Origin of the sequence: Mesorhizobium sp. M7A.F.Ca.ET.027.03.2.1 (assembly GCF_003999175.1) — a bacterium.
In the GTDB taxonomy this organism is placed as follows: Bacteria; Pseudomonadota; Alphaproteobacteria; order Rhizobiales; family Rhizobiaceae; genus Mesorhizobium.
Map to the genome: position 1 here is coordinate 1 of NZ_RZOM01001148.1, position 1,889 is coordinate 1,889.

The following is a 1,889-nucleotide window of genomic DNA, read 5'->3' on the forward strand; positions in this document are numbered from 1 at the left end:
ATCTCCCCCCTTGAGGGGGAGATGTCCGGCAGGACAGAGGGGGGCCTCGTAGGGCTCAATGCCTACTATGATTTCGCGAACTCTCATCCGCGCAATTCTGTCACGATTCCAAATACGTGTCCGCCCAGTTCGACACCGCCCAGCGCGGGTTGTTGGCGATGTTGCCGACCGTGTCGCGCGCGACGCTGATAAAACTCCATTCGGCGACGTTGATCAGCGGCAGGTCGGTGGCCACCTCCTTCTGGAATTCCTTGTAGAGGTCGGTGCGGGCTGATGCGTCGAGCGTCTCCGATGTCTTGGCGATGAGCGCATCGAGCGCGTCGTTCTTGTAGCCGCCCTGGTTGGAGAACGGCACGCCGTCCGGAATGCCGCTCTGCACCAGAATGGTGGTCGAGATCGCCGGATCGCCGCGGAACACCGGCGGGCCGACTGCGAGGTCGAAGGCGTGGTCGGTGTAGACCGCCTTGATGTGCGCGGCCGAGTCGTTGTTGACCAGCTGAGCGTCGATGCCGACGGCGGCGAGCGCCTGGCGCAGATAGTCGCCGAACTGCTTAGTCTCGTTGAAATAGGGCGCGGGCAGCAATTTCAGCGTGAAGCGCTTGCCGTCTGGGCCTTTCTTGTAGCCGGCCTCGTCGAGCAGCGCGTTGGCCTTGGCGACGTCGAAGGCATAGGTCGGCACGTCGGCGGTGTAGAATTGCGGATCGTTCTTCGGCACCGGGCCGGTGGCTGTCGCGGCATAGCCGAGGAACACCGTCTTGACGACGAAATCCTTGTCGATGGCATGCGCGATCGCCTGGCGGACCTTCACGTCTGCCAGCTCCTTGCGGCGATGGTTGATCTCGACGACGAGCTGATAGGTCAGCCCTTCGTAACCTTTGGAGATCACCTTCAGGCCCGGCACCTTGGAGATGCGGTCGAGGTCGGCCAGCGGCACGGCGGAAAAGGCCGCCAGTTGGATCTCTTCGGCCTCCAGCGCGCTCGCCGCTGACGTGCGATCCGGCAGCACCTGATAGATGATCTCGTCAAGATAGGGCTCGTCCTTGCCCCAGTAGTCGGGGTTCTTCGTCAGCCGGTAATATTGGCCGGCCTTGTGCTCGCCGAATTTGAACGGCCCAGTGCCGATGGGCGCGTTGTTGGCGGGGTTGTCCTCGATCTTGCCGACCTCATAGATGTGCTTCGGCACCACGCTGCTCAGCGCCGGCAGCGCGTTGCGGATCAGCTGGAACGGCGTCGGCTTGGCGAATTTGAACACGGCGGTGAGATCGTCGGGCGTGTCGACGCTGGCCAGATCCTTGAACACAGTGCGGCCGAGATTCTGCAGCGGCTTCCAGATCTGCAGCGCCGAAAAGGCGACGTCGGCCGAGGTGAACGGCTTGCCGTCATGCCATTTGACGCCGTCGCGCAGTTTGAACGTCGCCGAGAGCCCGTCGGCGGCACCTTCCCAGCTCAGCGCCAGCCGTGGCGCAAGCCCGTCCTTGCCGTCGAAGGAGGCTTCGGCCAGCGTTTCGACGATCTTGCTGGAGATGAAGAAGACGCCGTTGGAGGCGACGATCGCCGGGTTGAGGTTGCGCGGTTCGGAATCGGCGGCAAGCACTAGCCGCCCGCCCTTCTTTGGCGTCTGCGCCCAGCCCGGTGCCGGCATGGCGGTGGAGGCCAGCAGCATTGCCGAGCCGGCAAGCATCGTGCGTCTGGAAATCGTGAAACCTGACATGATCGAACTCCGTCCTCTCCGCGACCCGGTCGGGTGCGCCAATACCCCTCAGACGCCGGCAAGCCCACCGGCATCCTTGCGGCGGCGATTATGAGCCTTGCCGAGGGTTTCGCCAGAGACGGAATTGGCGCATCCTCGCTTGGCTTTGAAATTTTCGTCCGCTGGACCAGTTTGGAGG

1 protein-coding gene is annotated in these 1,889 nt (G+C 63.3%); it reads right to left on the minus strand.

What is annotated here, in order from left to right; all coding sequences use genetic code 11:
- Positions 1 to 100: 100 nt before the first annotated feature.
- A complete protein-coding gene (locus tag EN750_RS32255; protein WP_127399101.1) occupies positions 101 to 1,711 on the minus strand; it encodes an ABC transporter substrate-binding protein in 1,611 nt (536 codons plus the stop codon).
- Between the last annotated feature and the right edge of the window lie 178 nt (positions 1,712 to 1,889).